Here is a 16,984-nt window from a genome sequence, read left to right as displayed (position 1 = left end):
GATGGACCTTGCAGCATTGAAGCGCGATCTCGACGGGCTGAAGATCGAGGACAATCCGAAGCTGGTGCAGCAGAAGAGCCGTGATTTCTACTGGTACAGCCCCGTCCTCAAGCGCCAGCTCGACCACGTGAGCGCCGATCTCGTCGTCACGCCGCAATCGGAGGCGGAGGTTCTGCGTATCCTCGCGGCCTGCCACAGGCATGGCGCGCCGGTGACGCCGCGCGGCTCGGGCACCGGCAATTACGGGCAGGCGATGCCGCTTTCAGGCGGCGTCGTGCTCAATCTTTCGGAGATGAACGAGGTGAAGGAGATCGCGCCGGGGCGCGTCGTCGTCCAGCCGGGCGCCATCCTGGCCGACATCGACCGGGCGACGCGGGCGCATTCGAGCCAGGAACTGCGGATGTTTCCGTCCACCTACAACACCGCCTCGATCGGCGGCTTCATCGCCGGCGGGTCCGGCGGCGTCGGCTCGATCAATTTCGGCGGACTGCGCGACTTCGGCAATATCGTCCGCCTGCGCGTGGCGACGATGGAGGCCGAGCCCCGGCTTCTGGACCTGACCGGCGAGGACTTGCACAAGGTCACCCACGCCTACGGCACCAACGGCGTCATCACCGAAATCGAGGTGCCGCTGACGGCCGCCTACGACTGGGTGGACGTCATCGTCGGCTTCGACAGTTTCATGGATGCCGCCCGCTATGGCAACGCGCTGGCCTGCCAGGATGGCATCCTGACGAAGCTTATCACGCCGATCGCCGCACCGGTGCCGCAGCTCTATTTCAAGCGCCACGCGCGGTTCCTCCAGGACGGCATGAGCATCTGCGCGTGCATGGTGGCGCCGCAATCGCTCGACGCCTTCCTCGCCTTTACGCGCCGGGCCGGCGGCACGGTCACCTACAATGCGGCCGACCTGCCGCCCGAGGAGAAAAAGGGGTTGCCGCCGGCCTATGAACTGGCCTGGAACCACACGACGCTGCGCGCGCTCCGGGTCGATCCATCGATCACCTACCTGCAATCCCTCTATCCGTTTCCCAACCAGCTTGCGCTGGTGGAGAAGATGGATGCGATGTTCCCCGGCGAGGTCTTTTCGCATCTGGAATTCGTGCGACTGGACGGCAACATCACCTGTTTCGGCCTCAACCTGGTGAAGTTCACCACCGAGGCGCGGCTGGACGAGATCATCCGCGCCTTCGAGGAAAACGGCTGCCCGATCTTCAATCCGCATCGCTACACGCTGGAGGAGGGCGGCATGAAGCAGACGGACGCCGTGCAGCTTGCCTTCAAGCGCGAGGCGGATCCGTTGGGGTTGCTCAATCCAGGCAAGATGATCGCCTGGGAAAACCCTGACTACGACTATCGCAGTGGACGCACCTTCCTGTTCAGGGGGCTGGAGCGCACGGCGAAATGACCGGGAACCTGCCATGAGGGTGCTGGTCGTCTATTGCCACCCCGTCGAGGATAGCTTTTGCGCCGCCCTGCGGGACGCCGCCGTCGCCGCCATCCACGCCAAAGGGTGTGAGGCGCATGTTCTCGACCTTTACGCCGAGGATTTCGACCCGGTGATGCGGGCGGGAGAACGGCGCGGCTATAACGAGCATGCGCCGGACGATCCCGCCTTGCAGCCGCATATAGAGCGCCTGCGCTGGGCCGAGGCGATGGTGTTCGTCTATCCGACCTGGTGGTACGGCCTGCCGGCCATGCTCAAGGGCTGGCTCGACCGCGTCTGGGCGAAGGACGTGGCTTTCACCTTCGACAATGCGCGCCCGACGATGGAGCCGCTGATGGGGCATATCCGCAAGATTGCGGTGGTGACGACGTGCGGCGCGCCGTGGTGGTGGAGCGTCCTCGTCGGCCAGCCCGGCCGCAAGACGATCACCCGCGGCATACGCGGCCTGTGCGGCTGGCGCTGCCGCACGACCTACATGGCGCACTACCTAATGGATTCGTCCACGCCTGAAAGCCGCAAAGCCTTCCTGGACAAGGTCAAGCGAAGGCTGGAGCGGTTCTGAGGATGGGGGCGCCGCGGGCCGTCAGGCCACGCTTCCACCTTGAACGACCCTGAACCTGGCCTTCTTCGGACTGCGTGCGAGAAGCCACTCGCTTGCCTTTTCGGCCGGCATCGGGAAGGCGATGGAATAGCCCTGGACCTGTTCGCAGCCGATCGCCAGCAGCGAATCCAGCTCGGCTTCGGTCTCCGCGCCTTCCGCGACGATCGAGATGCCGAGGCCGCGAGCCAATTCGGTGATGGCGCGCACGATCTTCGAATTGTCGCCGTTCTGGTGGATGTTCTGGACGAAGCGGCGATCGATCTTGAGGCGGTCGATCTCGTTCGGATTGACGTGGCTGAGCGAGGCGTAGCCCGTGCCGAAGTCGTCCAGTTCCAGGTGCACGCCGGTCGAGCGGATGTGGCGCAGCTTCGCCGCGATGCCGGTCTTCTCGTCGTCCAGGATGACGGATTCGACGATTTCCAGCGACAGTTTCTGCGGTGGCAACCCTGCCTTTTCCAATGTATCGAACAGGAAGGCGTCGAAATCGGCCTCGCGCAGTTCCGTGCCGGAGACGTTGACGGCCAGCCGGCCGAACTCGATGTCGGACCGGTACCAGTCGGCGGCCTGTGCGATGGCCTTGGCGATGACGATACGGCCGATATCGCTCATCAGGCCGCATTTCTCAGCGATGGGAATGAACTCGGCGGGCGAGACCATGCCGCGCGTGGGATGTTTCCAGCGCACCAGAGCCTCGACGCCGCTGATGGCGCCGCTCTTGAGCGACACCTGCGGCTGGAAATGAACGTCGAACGCCTGGGCGGCGATCGCGGTGCGCATGTCCTGCTCGATCTGCTTGCGATGGTCGAGTTCCCGGCGCAATTCCTCCGAGAAGAACGACAGCGCGCCGCCTCCGAGCTTCTTGGCCGAGTAGAGCGCCAGATCGGCATGGACGAGCAGATCCGCCGCATTGTCGGCGTCGACCGGGTAGACGGCGACGCCGGCGCTGGCGCCGGGCAGGATCGTCGCGCCCTGGAAGACGATCGCGCGGTTGAGATGTGCGAGGATCCGCTTCGTGACCATCTCGATGTCCTCGGTCGTGCCGGCGCCGCTGAGGATCATGACGAACTCGTCGCCGCCCAACCGCACGCACAGGTCCGAAGCGCGGCACGATTCGCGCATGCGCTGCGCGGTCGCCACCAGCACATAGTCGCCGGCGGCGTGGCCCAGCGTGTCGTTGATCTGCTTGAACCGGTCGAGGTCGAGCTGGATGACGGCAAGCCGCTCGCGCCGCCGGCGCGCGGCAGCCAGAAGCGTCTCGAAATGGTCTATCAGGAAGGAACGGTTGTGGAGGCCGGTCAGTCCGTCATGGACTGCGATGAAGGCCATCGAGTTGCGCGCGTCGATCAACTCGTGGGTCTTGCGCTGGATGACGTTGGCCATCGGCTGGAAGATCAGCAGCGCGACCAGCACGATGACGCTGATGGTGGCCAGGAACAGGCGGCGGTGAAGATCGACCAGTCCCTGCGAGCGCTGGTCGGCGAGCGTGCCGATGCGATCGCTGAGGGCGGCATATCCCGACAGCGTCGCGTTGGCCAGCAACGGGTCGAGCGCGATGTATTCGCCGCCGGCATTCTTGTAGCCGCCGCTTCCGTCGGTCCGCCCGGCGTCAAGCGCCGCCGCAAGGCGATGGGCGTTGGCCGCGAGGCCCACCGTAAAATAATCCAGGTGGAACGGCTTCGAGAACAGGATGTGGTGAAAGGAGTTCGAATCCTGCGTCGAAAGCGCAATTGAATCCGCACCGGTCCTGTCGAGAAAGAGCTGATAGTTCTTTTCGAATTCGTCGGTAGCGGTCCTGAGCTGGGCGACCAACGGCGGTTTGTTGTGCGGGGCGGCGCTTTCCGCGGCGCCCGACAGAAAAACGATCCGTTGCGACAGCGTCTTTTGCGTCGATACGAGGTCGAGCAGCGCATCGTCGCGCTGCTGGGCTGCGATCATCTGCTGCAAGAGCAGGAAGGACGCCAGCGCCATGGCCGCGATGATGAGCAGCGCCACCCAGTAGGCGCACTTGATCAACAGTACGAGCCTGCTCGATACAGCCTGTGCCTGCGACTTCGGCATTTTCAGAATAGTCCCCGAACCACCGGCGGACCATCGGCGTGGAAAGGTTAACAAGCGGAAAAGCCTGAACATGGGTGTACATTTGTTGCGACGGAAACGGTGGCAATGGTTATCGCCCTGTTTCAATGCGGCTCCGCATTTTAGCGAAGGCGAATTGATGGTCGCGGAAACGATAGGTTGCCCGGCATCGTTGTGCTAATCAGGCGCTGCCGTTGCAGGAAGAAGGACCGTCATGACAGCGCCGTTTCTGAACCACCTCGACAGCGAACTCGAACAGTTGAAGGCCGCCGGCCTCTACAAGTCCGAGCGGGTGATCACCTCGATGCAGTCCGCCGAAATCGAGGTGAGCGGCGGCGACCGCGTCCTGAACTTCTGCGCCAACAACTATCTCGGGCTCGCCGACAACGAGGACTTGCGGCAGGCGGCCAAGGCCGCGCTCGATCGTTACGGCTACGGCATGGCCTCCGTCCGCTTCATCTGCGGCACGCAGGAGGAGCACAAGCAGCTCGAGGCACGGATTTCGAGCTTTCTCGGCATGGAAGACACGATCCTCTACGGCTCCTGCTTCGACGCTAATGGCGGGCTTTTCGAGACCCTGCTCGGTGAAGAGGACGCGATCATCTCCGATGCGCTCAACCACGCCTCGATCATCGACGGCGTGCGGCTCTCCAAGGCGAAGCGCTTCCGCTATGCCAACAATGACATGGCGGCGCTGGAGGAAGAGCTGAAGAAGGCTGAAGGCAGCCGCTTCAAGCTGATCGCCACCGACGGCGTGTTCTCGATGGACGGCATCATCGCCAATCTGCAGGGCGTCTGCGACTTGGCGGAGAAATACGGCGCGATGGTCATGGTGGACGACAGCCACGCGGTTGGCTTCGTCGGCAGGAACGGCCGTGGCTCAGCCGAGTATTGCGGCGTCGAGGGCAGGGTGGACATCATCACCGGCACGCTCGGCAAAGCGCTGGGCGGCGCGTCCGGCGGCTACACGGCGGGCAGGCGGCAGGTGGTGGACTGGCTGCGCCAGCGCTCGCGACCCTATCTGTTCTCGAACACGCTGATGCCGGCGATCGCCGCTGCATCACTGAAGGTTTTCGAAATCGTCGATAACGGCGAGGCACTGCGGCGACAACTCACCGACAATGCTGCGCGCTTCCGTTCCGGGATGACGAGGCTCGGCTTCACGCTCGCAGGCGCCGATCATCCGATCATTCCTGTCATGTTGGGCGATGCGGCGCTTGCGCAGGCAATGGCGGCGAAGATGCTGGAGCGAGGCATCTACGTCATCGGCTTTTCCTTTCCGGTCGTGCCGAAGGGGCAGGCGCGCATCCGCACCCAGATGTCGGCGGCGCATTCGAGCGCCGATATCGATCGCGCGGTTGCGGCGTTCGGCGAAGTCGGCAGGGAACTTGGCGTGATATGATGTTCTCCCGCGACCGCCTCAGACTGGAGTAAGGACCATGATCATCAAGGAAATGGATCGCACGGCCTGCCTGGCGCTGCTGCACACGGCGCGGATCGGGCGCCTTGCCTGTGCGCTCGAGGGCCAACCCTACATCGTGCCGGTCAGCCTCGCCCTGGACGGAAGTTATCTCTACAGCTTTTCGCTTGCCGGGAAGAAGGTCGAGTGGATGCGGCAGAACGCAAAGGTGTGCGTTCAGATCGACGATCTGAAAAGCCAGCGCGAATGGCGCAGCGTCGTCATCTATGGAAGCTTCGAGGAATTGCCGGACCGGATCGGCACCAAGGTGCAGCGCGAGCGGGCGTGGTCGCTGCTCAGCCAGCATGCGCAGTGGTGGGAGCCGGGCGGGCTGAAGCCGGTGGCAGATGCGCCAACGCCGCATCTTTTCTACCGGATTCATATGGAAGAAATCACCGGCCGGCAGGCCCAACCGACCTGACCGCTTCGATTTCGTTGACTTCGCGGCCGGGAGGCCACGCGCAAGAAGCAATTCCTGGGAGCATTCCATGTCGAACATGATGCGGGCGCTGGTGAAGGCCAAGGCCGAGCCCGGTATCTGGATGGAACGGGTGCCGGTGCCCGAGATCGGCCCGAACGACGTGCTGATCAAGGTCCGCAAGTCGGCGATCTGCGGCACGGACGTCCATATCTACAACTGGGACAAATGGGCGGAAAAGACCGTGCCGGTGCCGATGGTGACCGGCCACGAATTCGTCGGCACGGTGGCCGAGGTCGGCTCGGCGGTGAGTGAATACAAGGTCGGCCAGCGCGTTTCCGGCGAAGGGCATATCGTCTGCGGCCATTGCCGCAACTGCCGCGCGGGCAGGGGGCATCTGTGCCGCAACACGCAAGGCGTCGGCGTCAACCGGCCAGGCTCCTTCGCCGAATATGTCGCCATCCCCCAGCACAATGTCGTGCCGATCCCCGACGATGTGCCGGACGAAATAGCGGCGATCTTCGACCCGCTCGGCAACGCCGTCCATACCGCGCTGTCCTTCGACCTTGTCGGCGAGGATGTGCTGGTCACCGGCGCCGGGCCGATCGGCATCATGGGCGCGCTGGTCGCCCAGGCGGTCGGCGCGCGCAAGGTGGTCATCACCGATATCAATCCCTACCGGCTCGACCTCGCCCGCAAGGTCGGCATCCATCACGTCGTCAACGCCTCGAAAGAGACGTTGAAAGAGGTGATGGGGCAAGAGGGAATGAAGGAAGGGTTCGACGTCGGCCTGGAAATGTCCGGCTCTGCGGTCGCCTTCCGCGACATGATCGACACCATGAACAATGGCGGCAGGATCGCCATCCTCGGTATCTCGCCGACCGGGTTCGAGATCGACTGGAACAAGGTCATCTTCAAGATGCTGACGCTCAAGGGCATCTATGGCCGCGAGATGTTCGAGACCTGGTACAAGATGATCGCGCTGGTGCAGGGTCCGCTCGACGTGACCGGCCTGATCACCCATCGCATCGGCATAGACGACTACCAGTCCGGCTTCGAGGCGATGAGAAGCGGCAGTTCCGGCAAGGTGGTGATGGACTGGTAGCGGCCTGTTGCGTCAGCGGGGCGCTCAGGCGAAGCCGACGGCGACGCCCTTCTTCCTGAAATAGGATTGCATCAGCTTGCGGCCCTGGCGGTTCGGCTGGGCGAGCTTGCCGGTTTCGAACGTGGCTTCCTTCACGCCTTCCCGGGCCATGGCGCCCTTGAGCGCGGCAATGTGGGCGTCGAGGTCTTCATTGTCGTTCTGAAGAGACGTATAGATGGCCTCTATGGCCTGGGAGACGGTGACGTCGGTCACGGGTTCGATCCTTGGAGCAGGCGGGCTGAAAAACGCGAAGCGGTTCCGGCCCCCGAAATTCGGCGAGACGATGAGCAGCGGTCCGGTCGATCTCAAAAACAACCCGAACCGCTCGGGAGCGCCGTGACTAACCCTGCTTTCGCTCCTGCACAAGACCATAAAGATTGGTGCTGCGCGCGCCGGAGCGGCAATAGGCGAAGACCGGCCCGTCGAGGCTGTCCAGCGCCCCGGCCTGTTCATCGACGTTGTCCATCGTCATCTGGCCGCTGATCACCGGGACATAGCGAAAGCCCAGTCCGGCGGCTTCGGCCGCGGCCTTGATCGCATCGTGTGCAGGCTGGCCGGGCTGTTCGTCGTCGGGCCTGTTGCAGATGATGCTGCGGAAGCCGGCTGCCTTTATGGCCTCCACGTCCTGCGGCTCGATCTGGCCCGATACCGAATAGTCTTCGCTGATCTGGCGGTATTCCATCTTTGTCCTCGCAAGGTTCTGCCGTGTGGCCCGGCAACAGTCTTGCCATTGTCGGGCCACCGGGGCAATGCCCGCGAGCGTCGCGTGCCGGTCGGGGCTTAGCTGCCCGTTATGGCGCCGCGGATCTGGGCGATGTTGTTCTTCATCATGTCGATATAGGTGGGCGCCGGACCGTCCGGACCGGAGAGCGCGTCCGAATAGAGCGTGCCGCCGACCTTGATCCCGGTTTCCGATGCGATCTGGTCGATCAGGCGCGGATTGGTGATGTTCTCCACGAAGATCGCGGCCGCCTTGTCGGCCTTTACCTGCTCGATCAACCGGGCGACATCGGCGGCGGACGGTTCGGACTCGGTCGAAAGGCCTTGAGGCGCAAGGAAGGTCAGCCCGTATTCGTGCTCGAAATAGCCGAAGGCGTCATGCGAGGTGATGACGACCCGCTTGTCGGCGGGAATGGCGTCGATCGCCGTGCGCACCTCGGCGTCGAGCGCCTGCAGTTTCTTCGTGTAGGCGGCCGCCTTGCTCTGGTATTCGACGCAGCCTTCGCTGTCGGCCGCGCAGAAAGCCTCGGCGATGTTCTTCACGTAGATTTCGGCGTTGGGGATCGACTGGAAGGCGTGGGGATCGATGCTGCCGTGATCGTGATCGCCGGCATCCGCTTCGGCCCCGCCGTCATGGTCCTCGTCGGCTTCGGCGAACTCCGGCTTGAACTTGATGGGCGTGACGCCCTTGGTCAGTTCCACGATGGCCGCCTTTGTGGCGCTGGTGTTGACGAGCCGCTTGAGAAAGCCTTCGAAGTGAAGGCCGTTGACCAGCACCACGTCGGCCTTGCTCATGGCGACCGCGTCTGCCGGGGTCGGTTCGTAGACATGGGCGTCGCCATCGGGTCCGACAATGGTGGTGATGTCGACCCGGTCGCCGCCGACGTTCTTCGCAAGGTCGGCAATGACGGTGAAGGACGCGACGACCTTCAGCGGCGCGGCGAAGGCGGACGATGCTCCGATCGATGTTAATGTTATAACAGTCATCGCGAGGGCGCGTTTGAAAGTCTTCAGCATGTCGCAGTCTCCGTTGGTTGAGGGTCAGGCCGTCCTGTGCCGATGGGCGATGGTGCGCGTGCGCAGGACGCCGCGCGGTCCGAGCAGGATGGAAAGAAAGTAGACGACGCCGGCCGACAGGATGATGGCGGGGCCCGACGGCAGGGCGGCGTGGTAGGAAAGCAGCAGGCCGGCTGTGCAGGACGCGAAGCCGATCGCCACCGAAAGGACGCACATGAAGCCGGCGCGATTCGTCCAGAAGCGCGCTGCGGCGGCCGGCAGCATCATCAGTCCGACCGAAAGCAGGGTGCCGAGCGCCTGGAAGCCGCCGACGAGATTGAGCACGACGAGCCCGAGGAAGACGAAGTGCACGGGGCCGCCCCAGCGGCTCACGGAGCGCAGGAAAAGCGGATCGAGGCATTCGGCGACGAGGGCGCGCCAGAACACGAATAGCGCCGCAAGGGTGACGGCGGCGATGCCGCCGATCAGCACCAGCGCCTCGTTATCCAGCGCCAGCACTGTGCCGAAAAGGACGTGCATGAGATCGACGCTCGATCCGCGGATCGACACCATCAGCACGCCGAGCGCCAGCGAGATCAGGTAGAAGGCGGCCATCGAGGCGTCCTCGCGCTGGACTGTGAAGCGCGAGATGGCGCCGGCACCGAGTGCGACGACCAGCCCCGCGACCAGCCCGCCAATGGTCATCGGCAGGATCTCCAGCCCGTAGAACAGGAAGCCCGCGGCCGCGCCCGGCAAGATGGCGTGCGACATGGCGTCTCCCGAAAGGCTCATGCGCCTGAGCATGAGGAAGACGCCGATCGGGCAGGTGCCGAGCGACAGCAGCAGCGAGCCGGCAAGGGCGCGCTGCATGAAGGCGTAGTCCACGAAGGGCGCGACGAGCAGGGAATAGACGCCGTGCATCACGCAGCCTTCGGTCCGGAAGCGGAAGCCGTCTCGCCTTGAGCGCGGCCATACGTGTGCGCATGATCATGCCCAAGCCCGTCGTGCTCATGTTCGTGCGGATGCGCATGGCCTTCGGGCTCGCACCAAGGCGCGTTTTCTTCCCAGGCCTCGTGAAAACGGCGGGCACGCAGCAGGTTTTCCGGCTTGAGGGTCGCCAGCGTTTCCCCCCACGCCATCGGTTGGCGTGCCATCAGCAGGGTTTCGGGAAAGTGCCGCCGCACGAGGTCCAGATCGTGCGCGACGACCATCACCGTGCGCTCCTCGCCGTGCCAGCGCCGGATGAGATCGATCAGGTCGCCGACCGTCTTGGCGTCGATCGCGTTGAACGGTTCGTCGAGCAAGATGAGATCGGCGTCCTGCACCAGCACGCGGGCGAACAGGGCGCGCTGAAGCTGTCCGCCGGACAACGTGTCGAGCGCGCGCTGCTCGAAATCCTGTAGCCCGACCGCTTGCAAGGCGGCTGCGACGGATTCGCGATCCTGCGCGGTATGACGGCCGAGCAAGCCGCGCCGGGGCCACAGGCCCATGGACACAAGGTCAAGGACGCGGGCCGGGAAGGTGCGGTCGAGTTCCGACTGCTGCGGCAGATAGGCGATGCGCGCGCCGCTCGCTTTCACCACTGTGCCGGACATCGGCTTGAGGATGCCGACGATGCCCTTCATCAAGGTCGATTTGCCGGAGCCGTTCGCGCCGACCACGGCCGTCAGCGATCCCCTGCGGACCGTGCCGCTGAGATGGTGTACGGCCGGATGGCTGTTGTAGCCCAGCGTCAGATCCTGGAATGTGAGGCAAGGCTCGGTCATCGGCGGCGGTCATCGACTGGGATAATGCGGACTGGGTATGTGATGTTATTACATATGTCAATGCGCGCTGGACCGATATTCGCTTTGCTTCGCGACTTGCCCGACCGTGGCCGGAACTCTAAACAGGCGCCGAAGCAACGGCTCCAATGAGCAGGAAGGAAACGCCATGAGCATTCGCCGCATCGACGTCGGTCCCCGCATGAGCCAGATCGTCATTCACGGCAACACCGTCTATCTGGCGGGCCAGACGGGCGAGGGCGACAGCGTCGCCGCGCAGACGAAGGACATTCTGGCTTCCATCGATTCGCTGCTGGCCAAGGCCGGAACCGACAAGACCAAGATCGTGCAGGCGATCATCTGGCTGTCGGACATGTCCACCTTCGCCGAAATGAACAAGGAATGGGACGCCTGGGTGCCGCAGGGCCATACGCCGGCGCGCGCCACCGGCGAGGCCAAGCTCGCCGCGCCGAAATACCTGGTCGAGATCATCGTCACCGCGGCGATCTGAGGTTCGGCTTCTCGAGTGGCTATGCCTGTGACGGCGTGAAGCGCGCCACCAGCGCGTGGCTTTCGGCTGCGTAGGTGAAGCGGACATGGGTGACCGGATGCTCGGCGCTCCATGTCCGCCGCTCGATCACCAGGCAGGGTGAGCCGACCGCAATGTCGAGCGCGGCGGCGATGCCGGCGTCGGCGGCGGTCGCACGGATGCGGTGTTCGGCCGCGCTCCACGGCACGCGCGCGACCAGCCAGGGACCGGGCGCGATCGTCTTGAAAGGCTCGTCGATCGCATCCGGCACCGCCGCGAGGCTGATGAGGCGCGCCTCATGGCAGAATGGCCGCGTCCCGGCGAAATGCCGACATTCCAGCATAAGTACCGCTGACGGAGCCTGAACGCCGAGCAATGCGCGGTCCTGCGCGGTGGCGCGACGCTTGTCGCGGCGCTCCAGTTCGTAGCGGTAGGGCAGGCCGAGCGCTTCGACCTCCACGCGGATGTCGTGGATTTCCAGCACGGCCGCCTGTGATTGCGGCTGCCGAACGAAGCTGCCTGACCGGCGGCGGCGCTCGATCAGCCCGGCCTTGGCGAGTTGCGACAGCGCCTTGTTCACGGTCATGCGCGAGCAGCCGTACTGCGTCGCCAACTCATGTTCGAACGGGATGCGGTGGCCAGGTACCCACGCGCCGGACAGGATGCGGTCGCTGATATCCGACAGGATGCGCTGATGCAGCGTCTCGCCTTCGGCTTCGCTTGTTTCGTTTGCTGCCATCCCGCTCTGCCTTCCTCCGCCTGGCTCAGCCGGCGGACAGGTCCTTCATGACGGCGGCGAAGCGGCGCGCCGTTTCGTCGCGCCGGAGATGCCGCCCGCCGCTCACCCGTTTGTTTCCGCGTGTCCAGACGCAGTCCACATGCGCCCCGGCGGCGAAGATCCAGGCGTCGAGGACGGCATCGCGCGCCTTGCCGGCAAGTGTGGGATGGCTCGGGTCGAGCGAAACAAAGTCGGCCGAGGCGCCTTCGGCAATGCCGGGCGGACCGGCACCGAGCGCCCGAGCGCCGCCGTCCAATGCAACGTCGAACAGGGCGCGGCCGTTCGACTGGCCGGGGCGGGCCAGCACGTTGCGGGCACGGTGGGCGAGGCGCTGCGAATATTCGAGCTGGCGCAATTCGTCGGCAACGCCGATCAGCACGTTAGAGTCCGACCCCACGCCGAGCCGGCAGCCGTTCTCGATGAACAAGGGCGCGGCGAAGGTGCCGTCGCCGAGGTTGGCCTCGGTGACCGGGCAAAGGCCCGCGACCGCGCCGCTGCGGGCAAGGGCGACCGTTTCGGCTTCGGTCATGTGGGTGGCGTGAATCAGACACCAGCGTTCGTCGACATCGGCATTCTCCAGCAGCCACTCGACAGGGCGTTTGCCTGACCAGGCGACGCAATCCTCCACTTCCTTCACCTGCTCGGCGATATGGATGTGGATCGGTCCGTCCGGGGCAAGGCGCGTCACTTCGGCGAGCTCGGCCGGCGTGACGGCGCGCAGGCTGTGCGGCGCGATGCCGATCATGCCGCCGTCCAACCCGCCAACCGCTTGGCGCGATTTTTCAAGAAGCGCGGCGAACTGGGCGGGATCGTTGATAAACCGCCGCTGCCCCTCACTCGGCGCGCTGCCGCCGAAGCCCGAATGGGCGTAGAAGACGGGCAGAAGCGTCAGCCCGATCCCGGTCTGTGCGGCGGCGGCGGCGATGCGCTCGGCCATCTCGGCGATGTTGGCGTAGGGGAAGCCGTCGCGGTCGTGATGCAAATAGTGGAACTCGCCGATGCGGGTGAAGCCGGCTTCCAGCATCTCGACATAGAGTTGCGCCGCCACCGCCTCGACCTGCTCGGGGCTCATCGTCAGCGCGAAGCGGTACATCACCTCGCGCCAGGACCAGAAGGAATCGGCGCCCGGGCCGCGGGTCTCGGCCAGTCCCGCCATGCCGCGCTGGAAGGCGTGGCTGTGCAGGTTGGGCATGCCGGGAAGAAGGATCGCGTGCCGCTCGTCGCCGGGGAGAGGGGTCGCGTCCTTCTCTATGCTCTCGACGACGCCGGAATCGATCGTCAGGCGCACATCTGCGGCCCATCCGTCGGCGAGCAAGGCTTCCGCTGCAAAGATCGCGCCCACGACGTCCTCCAATTTCGTTGCGCCGACGACAATCGCTCTTGCGTCGGTCTTTAATATGTATATACATAATGAAATCCAAAGAAAACGGAAAAGATGATGGCGGAGGAGAAAGCGCGGGCAGGAGGCAGGCGAATCTGGCGCAATGCGCGCCTCGCGACGCTTGCTGAAACGTTGCCTGGACTGGGCGTCGTCGAGCGTGGCGCCGTCGTTGCGGAAGGGGAGCGCATCGTCTTCGCCGGCGCGGAAGACGACCTGCCTGCGGCACCCGCCGATGCCGAGATCATCGACTGCGAGGGGCGCTGGATCACGCCCGGCCTGATCGATTGCCACACGCATCTCGTCTGGTCTGGCGACCGCGCCAACGAATTCGAGATGCGGCTGGCAGGCGCGACCTATGAGGAAGTAGCCAAGGCCGGTGGCGGCATCGTCTCGTCGGTGAAGGCGCTGCGCGCCGCTGGCGAGGACGAACTGGTGCGACAGTCGCTGCCGAGGCTGGATGCGCTGATCGCCGAAGGCGTCACCACCGTCGAGGTCAAGTCGGGCTACGGCCTTGACTTGGAAAACGAGGCGAAATCCCTGCGCGCGGCGCGGCGACTTGGTTTTGAGAGGCCGGTTAATGTGACGGCAACCTGCCTTGCCGCCCACGCCCTGCCGCCTGAAGCTGCCGGCGACAAGGAGGCCTACATTTCCAAGGTCTGCGGTGAAATCCTTCCAGCCATCGCCGCCGAAGGGTTGGCCGACGCGGTTGATGGCTTCTGCGAGGGCATCGCCTTTTCGCCGGAGCAGATCGCGCGCGTCTTCGACACGGCGCATAAACTCGGCCTGCCGGTGAAACTCCACGCCGACCAACTGTCCAACCTGCACGGCGCGGCTCTCGCCGCCCGTTACGGCGCGCTGTCGGCCGATCATCTGGAATATACGGACGAGGCGGGCGCCGCCGCGATGGCGCAAACGGGGACCGTTGCCACGGTCCTGCCCGGCGCCTTCTATTTCATCCGCGAGACGAAGAAGCCGCCGGTCGACCTCTTTCGCAGGCATGGCGTGAAGATGGCCGTCGCGACCGACTGCAACCCCGGCACGTCGCCGCTCACCGCGCTGCTCCTGACCATGAACATGGCCGCCACGCTGTTCGGCCTTACCGTGGACGAATGCCTCGCCGGCACGACGCGCGAGGCAGCGCGGGCGCTCGGGCTTCTGGAAGAAACCGGCACGCTGGAAGCCGGCAAACGAGCCGACCTCGCCATCTGGGGCATCGAGCGACCGGCCGAACTCGTCTATCGCATGGGCTTCAATCCGCTCCATGCGCGCATCTGGAGAGGACAATGAACGATCTTGTTCTGAAGCCCGGCGGCGCCTCGCTCGCCGACTGGCGCGCCATCTATCGCGGCGCGACGCCCGTGCTCGATCCCGCCTGCCGCGGCAAGATCGCGGTGAGCGCCGAGGCGGTGGCGCGTATCGTCGCAAGGGGCGAGCCGGTCTACGGCATCAACACCGGCTTCGGAAAGCTGGCCAGCGTGCGCATTCCGGCTGGCGACCTCGAAACGCTCCAGCGCAACATCGTGCTGTCGCATGCCGCAGGCGTCGGCGAGCCGATGCCTGTGCCGGTCGCGCGGCTGATGATGGCGCTGAAAATGGCATCGCTCGCGCAGGGCGCGTCGGGCGTGCGCCAGGAGGTGATCGACCTGTTGCAGGCGATGCTCGCGGCGGACGTCGTTCCTGTCGTTCCATGCCAGGGCTCCGTCGGCGCCTCGGGCGATCTCGCGCCGCTGTCGCATATGACGGCGGTCCTGATCGGCGTCGGCGAATGTTTTACGCCGCACGGCCGCGTTCCGGCCGCCGTTGCCTTCGTGTCGCACGGGCTGGAGCCGGTGACGCTGGGTGCCAAGGAGGGTCTTGCGCTGCTCAACGGCACGCAGTTCTCCACCGCCTATGCGCTGGCCGCTCTGTTCGATGCGGAGACTCTCTATCAGTCGGCGCTGGTGGCCGGCGCGCTCTCCACCGACGCCGCGCGCGGTTCCGACGCGCCGTTCGACCCTCGTATCCATCTTCTGCGCAGGCACAGGGGCCAGATCGAGACGGCGGACGCGCTGCGCGCCCTGATGGCCGGAAGCGCCATCCGCGAATCGCACCGCGTCGGCGACGAGCGCGTACAGGACCCGTACTGCCTGCGCTGCCAGCCGCAGGTGATGGGCGCGGCGCTCGACGTGCTGCGCAAGGCCGCCGACACGCTGGAGACCGAGGCGAACGGCGTCACCGACAATCCGCTGATTTTCCCAGGCGGCGATCATGGGGACGACACCGCGCTGTCCGGCGGCAACTTCCACGCCGAGCCGGTGGCCTTCGCCGCCGACATGATCGCGCTGGCTGTCTGCGAGATCGGTTCGCTGTCGGAACGACGTATCGCCATGCTGGTCGATCCGGCGCTGTCGGGAATGCCGGCTTTCCTTACGCCGAAACCCGGCCTCAACTCCGGCTTCATGATCCCGCAGGTGACGGCGGCGGCACTCGTATCGGAAAACAAGCAGAAGGCTTATCCCGCCTCGGTCGACTCGATCCCGACGTCCGCCAATCAGGAAGACCATGTCTCGATGGCCGCGCATGGGGCGCGGCGTCTGCTCGGCATGGTCGAGAACGCCAGTTCCGTCATCGGCATCGAGGTGCTGGCGGCCGCACAGGGGTGCGACTTCCACGCGCCATTGGCTTCCAGTCCGCCGCTTGAAGCCGTCCGGTATCTGGTTCGGGCAGAGGTGCCCCATCTGGACGACGACAGGCATTTCCATCCCGACATGGAAAAGGCGATCGCGCTGGTGCGGACAAGGGCGTTGATAGAGGCGGCAAGCGCCGTCGCATTGCCTGCACTCTCGGGAGATCCGGCATGAACCGCCCGTCCTGGCTTTCCGTGCACCAGGGCACCGCGCCGCTGCTGGTGTCCATCCCGCATACCGGCACCGATCTTGCCGACATCGAAGCCGGCCTCGCATCGCCCTGGCTCGGCCGTTGCGACACCGACTGGTGGATCGAGACATTGTACGATTTCGCGGCCGATCTCGGCGCGACCGTGGTGCGGACTAACATTTCCCGCACCGTGATCGACGTCAACCGCGACCCGTCCGGCGCCTCGCTCTATCCCGGCCAGACGACGACCACGCTCTGTCCGACCGAAACCTTCGAGGGCATCCCGCTCTATCGGGAAGGATTCGAGCCGGACGCCGACGAGATCGATCGCCGGCGGCGGACCTTCTTCCAGCCCTACCATGATGCCTTGCAAGCCGAGATCGGCCGGCTGCGCGGCCTGCACGAAAACATCGTGCTCTATGACTGCCATTCGATCCGCTCCGTGCTGCCGCGCCTGTTCGAAGGCCGGCTTCCGGTGTTCAATCTCGGCACCAATGACGGCATGAGCGCCGACCCGGCCTTGCAGCAGATGGTGACGGAGATACTGGCCGATACGGGCGAGACGTTCGTCGTCAATGGCCGTTTCAAGGGCGGCTGGATCACCCGCCGCTACGGGCGGCCGGAGGACGGCGTCCATGCGCTCCAGATGGAATTGTCCTGCCGCGGCTACATGCGCGAACCGGAGGTTCCGAGCGAGCCTGACAACTGGCCCGTGTCTTATGACGGCGACTATGCCGCGCCGATCCGCGCGACGCTGACAAACATTTTCGAAACCGCAACGGCTTGGGCGCGCGGCTGAGCCGGCCGCCCCTCCTT

17 protein-coding genes are annotated in these 16,984 nt (G+C 65.0%); 9 read left to right on the top strand and 8 right to left on the bottom strand.

The window, feature by feature from the left end; all coding sequences use genetic code 11:
- Window position 1 precedes the first annotated feature (1 nt).
- The gene (locus ABMA46_RS11410) at window positions 2-1,408 is read left to right on the top strand and encodes an FAD-binding oxidoreductase (RefSeq protein ID WP_348999473.1); all 1,407 of its coding nucleotides are present in this window, start codon (window positions 2-4) and stop codon (window positions 1,406-1,408) included.
- A 13-nt stretch (window positions 1,409-1,421) separates the two neighbouring features.
- A complete protein-coding gene (locus ABMA46_RS11405; protein WP_348999472.1) occupies window positions 1,422-2,009 on the top strand; it encodes an NAD(P)H-dependent oxidoreductase in 588 nt (195 codons plus the stop codon).
- A 21-nt stretch (window positions 2,010-2,030) separates the two neighbouring features.
- On the opposite strand, the gene ABMA46_RS11400 is transcribed toward ABMA46_RS11405, so the two are convergent.
- Complete coding sequence (locus ABMA46_RS11400; RefSeq protein WP_348999471.1) at window positions 2,031-4,106, bottom strand: putative bifunctional diguanylate cyclase/phosphodiesterase; 2,076 nt, start codon at window positions 4,104-4,106, stop codon at window positions 2,031-2,033.
- Between the two features lie 232 nt (window positions 4,107-4,338).
- On the opposite strand from ABMA46_RS11400, the gene ABMA46_RS11395 reads away from it, so the two are divergent.
- The 3 genes from ABMA46_RS11395 (at window position 4,339) to tdh (ending at window position 7,106) form a co-directional block, all read left to right on the top strand.
- Entirely contained in the window at window positions 4,339-5,526 is a 1,188-nt protein-coding gene (locus tag ABMA46_RS11395) for a glycine C-acetyltransferase (protein ID WP_348999470.1), read from the top strand.
- A gap of 37 nt (window positions 5,527-5,563) precedes the next feature.
- Window positions 5,564-6,004: a pyridoxamine 5'-phosphate oxidase family protein gene (locus tag ABMA46_RS11390; RefSeq protein ID WP_348999469.1), complete on the top strand. Its 441-nt coding sequence runs from the start codon at window positions 5,564-5,566 to the stop codon at window positions 6,002-6,004.
- Between the two features lie 67 nt (window positions 6,005-6,071).
- The gene (gene tdh / locus ABMA46_RS11385; RefSeq protein ID WP_348999468.1) at window positions 6,072-7,106 is read left to right on the top strand and encodes an L-threonine 3-dehydrogenase; all 1,035 of its coding nucleotides are present in this window, start codon (window positions 6,072-6,074) and stop codon (window positions 7,104-7,106) included.
- Window positions 7,107-7,130: 24 nt separating this feature from the next.
- Here tdh and ABMA46_RS11380 read toward each other — a convergent pair whose 3' ends face one another.
- The 5 genes from ABMA46_RS11380 to aztA all read right to left on the bottom strand — a co-directional run bounded on the left by ABMA46_RS11380 (window position 7,131) and on the right by aztA (window position 10,627).
- The gene (locus tag ABMA46_RS11380) at window positions 7,131-7,358 is read right to left on the bottom strand and encodes a hypothetical protein (protein WP_348999467.1); all 228 of its coding nucleotides are present in this window, start codon (window positions 7,356-7,358) and stop codon (window positions 7,131-7,133) included.
- Between the two features lie 127 nt (window positions 7,359-7,485).
- Window positions 7,486-7,827, bottom strand: a complete 342-nt coding sequence (locus ABMA46_RS11375) for a protein tyrosine phosphatase family protein (protein WP_348999466.1) — start codon at window positions 7,825-7,827, stop codon at window positions 7,486-7,488.
- A 98-nt stretch (window positions 7,828-7,925) separates the two neighbouring features.
- On the bottom strand, window positions 7,926-8,882 hold the full coding sequence (aztC, locus tag ABMA46_RS11370) for a zinc ABC transporter substrate-binding protein AztC (RefSeq protein ID WP_348999465.1): 957 nt from the start codon (window positions 8,880-8,882) through the stop codon (window positions 7,926-7,928).
- Window positions 8,883-8,906: 24 nt separating this feature from the next.
- The gene (gene aztB, locus ABMA46_RS11365; protein ID WP_348999464.1) at window positions 8,907-9,782 is read right to left on the bottom strand and encodes a zinc ABC transporter permease AztB; all 876 of its coding nucleotides are present in this window, start codon (window positions 9,780-9,782) and stop codon (window positions 8,907-8,909) included.
- Window positions 9,782-10,627: a zinc ABC transporter ATP-binding protein AztA gene (aztA, locus tag ABMA46_RS11360; protein ID WP_348999463.1), complete on the bottom strand. Its 846-nt coding sequence runs from the start codon at window positions 10,625-10,627 to the stop codon at window positions 9,782-9,784. Before aztA ends, aztB begins: the two co-directional genes overlap by 1 nt.
- A 166-nt stretch (window positions 10,628-10,793) precedes the next feature.
- Between aztA and ABMA46_RS11355 the strand changes: the two genes are divergently transcribed.
- Window positions 10,794-11,135 (top strand): RidA family protein, encoded by a 342-nt coding sequence (locus tag ABMA46_RS11355; RefSeq protein ID WP_348999462.1) that lies wholly within the window; start codon window positions 10,794-10,796, stop codon window positions 11,133-11,135.
- A gap of 19 nt (window positions 11,136-11,154) precedes the next feature.
- Here ABMA46_RS11355 and hutC read toward each other — a convergent pair whose 3' ends face one another.
- Window positions 11,155-11,892, bottom strand: a complete 738-nt coding sequence (gene hutC, locus ABMA46_RS11350; protein ID WP_348999461.1) for a histidine utilization transcriptional repressor HutC — start codon at window positions 11,890-11,892, stop codon at window positions 11,155-11,157.
- Window positions 11,893-11,917: 25 nt separating this feature from the next.
- Entirely contained in the window at window positions 11,918-13,273 is a 1,356-nt protein-coding gene (locus ABMA46_RS11345) for a formimidoylglutamate deiminase (RefSeq protein WP_348999460.1), read from the bottom strand.
- Window positions 13,274-13,366: 93 nt separating this feature from the next.
- On the opposite strand from ABMA46_RS11345, the gene hutI reads away from it, so the two are divergent.
- Genes hutI through hutG form a run of 3 tightly spaced genes read left to right on the top strand, consistent with a single transcriptional unit; the run spans window position 13,367 to window position 16,967 of the window.
- Window positions 13,367-14,599, top strand: coding sequence for an imidazolonepropionase (gene hutI / locus ABMA46_RS11340; protein WP_348999459.1), 1,233 nt, complete (start codon window positions 13,367-13,369; stop codon window positions 14,597-14,599).
- Complete coding sequence (gene hutH, locus ABMA46_RS11335; RefSeq protein WP_348999458.1) at window positions 14,596-16,152, top strand: histidine ammonia-lyase; 1,557 nt, start codon at window positions 14,596-14,598, stop codon at window positions 16,150-16,152. Before hutI ends, hutH begins: the two co-directional genes overlap by 4 nt.
- Window positions 16,149-16,967 carry an N-formylglutamate deformylase gene (hutG, locus tag ABMA46_RS11330; protein ID WP_348999457.1) on the top strand — a complete coding sequence of 273 codons (819 nt, stop codon included), beginning with the start codon at window positions 16,149-16,151 and terminating at the stop codon, window positions 16,965-16,967. The genes hutH and hutG overlap by 4 nt, the downstream gene beginning before the upstream one ends.
- Window positions 16,968-16,984 lie beyond the last annotated feature (17 nt).

It is taken from the genome of Mesorhizobium hunchu (genome assembly GCF_040081975.1).
In the GTDB taxonomy this organism is placed as follows: domain Bacteria; phylum Pseudomonadota; class Alphaproteobacteria; order Rhizobiales; family Rhizobiaceae; genus Mesorhizobium; species Mesorhizobium hunchu.
Note: the sequence above shows the minus strand (reverse complement) of the source record. Positions and strands in the feature narration are given on the sequence as shown.

What these genes read in the sequence shown, in the direction of transcription:
- ABMA46_RS11410 (WP_348999473.1), top strand. Translation starts at nt 2, where the DNA reads ATGGACCTTGCAGCATTGAAGCGCGATCTCGACGGGCTGAAGATCGAG.
- ABMA46_RS11405 (WP_348999472.1), top strand. Translation starts at nt 1,422, where the DNA reads ATGAGGGTGCTGGTCGTCTATTGCCACCCCGTCGAGGATAGCTTTTGC.
- ABMA46_RS11400 (WP_348999471.1), bottom strand. Translation starts at nt 4,106, where the DNA reads ATGCCGAAGTCGCAGGCACAGGCTGTATCGAGCAGGCTCGTACTGTTG.
- ABMA46_RS11395 (WP_348999470.1), top strand. Translation starts at nt 4,339, where the DNA reads ATGACAGCGCCGTTTCTGAACCACCTCGACAGCGAACTCGAACAGTTG.
- ABMA46_RS11390 (WP_348999469.1), top strand. Translation starts at nt 5,564, where the DNA reads ATGATCATCAAGGAAATGGATCGCACGGCCTGCCTGGCGCTGCTGCAC.
- tdh (WP_348999468.1), top strand. Translation starts at nt 6,072, where the DNA reads ATGTCGAACATGATGCGGGCGCTGGTGAAGGCCAAGGCCGAGCCCGGT.
- ABMA46_RS11375 (WP_348999466.1), bottom strand. Translation starts at nt 7,827, where the DNA reads ATGGAATACCGCCAGATCAGCGAAGACTATTCGGTATCGGGCCAGATC.
- aztC (WP_348999465.1), bottom strand. Translation starts at nt 8,882, where the DNA reads ATGCTGAAGACTTTCAAACGCGCCCTCGCGATGACTGTTATAACATTA.
- aztB (WP_348999464.1), bottom strand. Translation starts at nt 9,782, where the DNA reads ATGCACGGCGTCTATTCCCTGCTCGTCGCGCCCTTCGTGGACTACGCC.
- aztA (WP_348999463.1), bottom strand. Translation starts at nt 10,627, where the DNA reads ATGACCGAGCCTTGCCTCACATTCCAGGATCTGACGCTGGGCTACAAC.
- ABMA46_RS11355 (WP_348999462.1), top strand. Translation starts at nt 10,794, where the DNA reads ATGAGCATTCGCCGCATCGACGTCGGTCCCCGCATGAGCCAGATCGTC.
- hutC (WP_348999461.1), bottom strand. Translation starts at nt 11,892, where the DNA reads ATGGCAGCAAACGAAACAAGCGAAGCCGAAGGCGAGACGCTGCATCAG.
- hutI (WP_348999459.1), top strand. Translation starts at nt 13,367, where the DNA reads ATGATGGCGGAGGAGAAAGCGCGGGCAGGAGGCAGGCGAATCTGGCGC.
- hutH (WP_348999458.1), top strand. Translation starts at nt 14,596, where the DNA reads ATGAACGATCTTGTTCTGAAGCCCGGCGGCGCCTCGCTCGCCGACTGG.
- hutG (WP_348999457.1), top strand. Translation starts at nt 16,149, where the DNA reads ATGAACCGCCCGTCCTGGCTTTCCGTGCACCAGGGCACCGCGCCGCTG.